Here is a 3319-nt window from a genome sequence, read left to right on the forward strand (position 1 = left end):
CGCGTGGACAACGCCTACGCGCTCGTGCGGCCACCGGGGCACCACGCGCAGCGCGACACCGGCATGGGCTTCTGCCTGCTGGGCAACGTCGCCGTCGCCGCGTCGGCCGTGCGGCGCTCCCACGGCGTCGAGCGCGTCGCGGTCGTGGACGTGGACGTGCACCACGGCAACGGCACGCAGGCCGCCTTCGCCGACGACCCCGACACGCTGACCCTGTCCCTGCACCAGGACGGGGTGTTCCCGCCGGGCTCCGGGGACGTCACCGAGCGCGGCCCGGCCCTGCTCAACCTCCCGCTGCCGCCCGGCACCGGCAACGGCGGCTACCTGGCCGCGGTGCGGCGGGTCGTGCTGCCCGCGCTGCGCCGCTTCCGGCCCGACCTGCTGCTGGTGGCGGCCGGGTACGACGCGGGCGCGACCGACCCGCTGGCGCGGATGGCGGTCACCGCCGCGGGCTACCGGGAGATCGCCCGGCTGCTGGTCGACGCGGCCGCCGAGCTGTGCGGCGGGCGGATCGCGTTCGCGCACGAGGGCGGCTACGACCCGGTGTACGTGCCCTTCTGCGCGCACGCGGTGATCGAGGTGCTGGCCGGAGTCGCCGACCCGCTGCCCGACCCGTTCTCCGCGCACTTCGACCACCTGCCCGGCCAGGAGGCCCAACCCCACCAGGAGGCCGCCATCGCGGCGGCCGAGGCGCTGCTGCCGGAGCTGTGACGACGGGCCTCACCCGCGCGGCCTGATGATCATCCTTTCGATATCTCGACCGCGACCCCACCGGCCGGCACCGTGCCCGACATGGGTTACGGGGCCACGGGTTACGGGGAAGCGCTGCGCCGGGCGGTGGCGTCGAACCGGATCACGCCGGTCATCGGCGTGCACGACATGCTGTCGGCGTCGATCGCGGCGCAGCACTACGACGCGTTGTTCGTCTCCGGCTTCGGCTTCTCCGCGTCCCACTACGGCCTGCCGGACGTCGGGTTCATCGCCTGGCCGGACGTGGTGGCGTTCGTGCAGCGGCTGCGGCTGGCGTTCCCGCGCCACCACCTGCTGGTGGACATCGACGACGGCTACGTCGACGCCGAGGTCGCCTGCCACGTGGTGCGCGGACTGGAGCAGGTCGGCGCCTCGGGGGTGGTGCTGGAGGACCAGCGGCGGCCCCGCCGCTGCGGGCATGTGGAAGGCAAGCAGGTGCTGCCCCTGCCGGAGTACCTGGAGAAGCTGGACCGCGTGCTGGGCACCCGGGCGGACCTGTTCGTGGTGGCCCGCACCGACGCCACCGAGGAACCGGAGATGCTGCGCCGGGCCGCCGCGCTGGCCGGTGCGGACGCGGACGCCGTGCTGGTCGACGGCGTGCCCTCGGTCGAGGTGGTCCGCGGGGTGCGGGAGGCGGCGGGCGCCAAGCCGGTGGTGTTCAACCAGATCGCGGGCGGGCGCTCGCCGCGCCTGGACCTGGCGGACCTGGCGGGGTTGGGGGTGGACGTGGCGATCTACAGCACGCCGTGCCTGTTCGCCGCGCACGCCGCGATCGAGGAGGCCCTGGTGGAGCTGAAGCGCCGCGACGGCGCGCTGCCCGAGGGGCCGGTCGGCGTGGCCGAGTCGCAGGCTCTGCTGGCGCGCAACACGGGCGACCGCGGGTCGCCCGTGTCGCGCCCGGTGCCCGTGTTCAGCCGCTGACCGGCGTCGGCCGCCACTCCTCCTGCCACCCGTGGCGGGTGTCGTAGGCGGCGGCCAGCAGTCGCAGCACGTCGTGGTTGCCGGTGCCCTCCACCTCCTCGCGCAGCCAGCGCGCCTTCTCCTCGAACGGCACGGGGGTGCGTTCCGTCATCGCCTGGGCGGGTCCGGGCACGAGCACCAGGCCCTGGCCGTCGTCGGTGCGCAGCACCCGCAGCCTGCCCTGGCGCTCGGCCTCGTCCAGCACCGGCAGTTCCTCGCGGGCCAGCCGCCGCTCGTCCTCGGCCAGCCCGTCCAGCACGAACCTGCGCAGGTCCTCGTCGCTCACGTTCGCCTCGGCATTCATGCCGATGGGGTATCCACTGCCGCGACGATCACACCCCGCCGCCGTGCGGGTGATCGGGGCGACGGGTAGGAAGGGGTGGTGACCAGCGCGTACGAGCCCGACCCCCGGCGATGGCGGGCGCTGACGGTGACCCTGGTGGCGGGCTTCATGAGCCTGCTCGACGTCAGCATCGTGTCCGTGGCGCTGCCGTCCATCCAGCACGGCCTGGGCACCACGCCGGCCGGGGTGCAGTGGGTGGTGTCGGGCTACGCGCTGGCCTTCGGGCTGGCCCTGGTGCCCGCCGGGCGGCTCGGCGACGCGATCGGCCGCCGCACCATGTTCCTGTGCGCGCTGGGCGGTTTCGTGCTGTTCAGCGCGCTGGCGGGGCTCGCGCCCACCACCGAGGTGCTGGTCGTGGCCAGGCTGCTGCAGGGTGTGTCGGCGGGCGCGCTGGCGCCGCAGAACTCGGCGTTGATCCAGCAGCTGTTCCGGGGCGCCGAGCGGGGGCGGGCGTTCGGGTTCTTCGGCGCGACCGTGGGCATCTCGACGGCGGTCGGCCCGGTGGTCGGCGGGCTCATCCTCGCGGTGGCCGGCGAGGACGAGGGGTGGCGCTGGATCTTCTACGTCAACGTGCCGATCGGCGTGGTGGCGCTGGTGCTGGCGGCCCGCCTGCTGCCGCGCAGGTCCGGCGGGCGGCGCGGGCGGTTCGACCCGGTCGGCGGCGTGCTGCTGGGCGTCGGCGTGCTGGCGCTGATGCTGCCGCTGGTGCTGGCCGAGGCGGGCGGGCTGGCCGACCTGTGGTGGCTGTTCGCCGTGGGCGCGGCGCTGCTGGCGCTGTTCGTGCGCTGGGAGCGCCGGCTCGCCGCGCGCGGTGGCGACCCGGTGCTGAACATCGGGCTGTTCACCGACACCCCGGGCTACGGCACCGGCGCGCTGCTGGGGATGGTGTACTTCGTCGGCTTCAGCGGGATCTGGCTGGTGTTCGCGCTGTACTTCCAGACCGGCCTGGGCTACACGCCCCTGGAGTCCGGGTTGGCGGTCACGCCGTTCGCGGTCGGTTCGGCGGCGTCCGCGGTGGTCGGCGGGCGGCTGGTCGAGCGGTGGGGCCGCAAGGTGACCGTGATCGGGTTGAGCCTGGTCACGGCGGGTTTGGCGGTGACCGCGCTGGTGCTGCGGCTGGCCCCCGCGCACGTCGCCGGCTGGGCCGTGGCGCCCGCGCTGCTGGTGGCGGGCATCGGCGGTGGCTGGGTGATCTCGCCGAACACGACGCTGACGCTGCGGCACGTGCCGGTGGCCATGGCGGGCGCGGCGGGCGGCGCGTTGCAG

The 3319-nt window shown here is 74.9% G+C and carries 4 protein-coding genes; 3 read left to right on the plus strand and 1 reads right to left on the minus strand.

Annotated features, from left to right (window positions below; genetic code table 11):
- Together ACFV4N_RS41675 and ACFV4N_RS41680 are read left to right on the plus strand one after the other, a co-directional pair.
- A partial coding sequence (locus ACFV4N_RS41675; RefSeq protein WP_499678215.1) for an arginase family protein occupies window positions 1–711 on the plus strand: 711 nt, incomplete at its 5' end.
- 81 nt (window positions 712–792) lie between these two features.
- Complete coding sequence (locus ACFV4N_RS41680; RefSeq protein WP_499678216.1) at window positions 793–1671, plus strand: isocitrate lyase/PEP mutase family protein; 879 nt, start codon at window positions 793–795, stop codon at window positions 1669–1671.
- On the opposite strand, the gene ACFV4N_RS41685 is transcribed toward ACFV4N_RS41680, so the two are convergent.
- Entirely contained in the window at window positions 1661–2014 is a 354-nt protein-coding gene (locus ACFV4N_RS41685) for a hypothetical protein (protein WP_499678217.1), read from the minus strand. The two genes, ACFV4N_RS41680 and ACFV4N_RS41685, sit on opposite strands and share 11 nt — an antisense overlap.
- Window positions 2015–2092: 78 nt before the next feature.
- On the opposite strand from ACFV4N_RS41685, the gene ACFV4N_RS41690 reads away from it, so the two are divergent.
- Window positions 2093–3319, plus strand: a 1227-nt coding sequence (locus ACFV4N_RS41690; RefSeq protein ID WP_499678218.1) for an MFS transporter, incomplete at its 3' end; no start/stop codon positions are given.

Source organism: Actinosynnema sp. NPDC059797 (assembly GCF_042732085.1).
Lineage (GTDB): Bacteria > Actinomycetota > Actinomycetes > Mycobacteriales > Pseudonocardiaceae > Actinosynnema.

Bases quoted from the DNA above. Each gene is read 5' to 3' on its own strand.
- ACFV4N_RS41680 (WP_499678216.1), top strand. From the start codon at position 793: ATGGGTTACGGGGCCACGGGTTACGGGGAAGCGCTGCGCCGGGCGGTG.
- ACFV4N_RS41685 (WP_499678217.1), bottom strand. From the start codon at position 2,014: ATGAATGCCGAGGCGAACGTGAGCGACGAGGACCTGCGCAGGTTCGTG.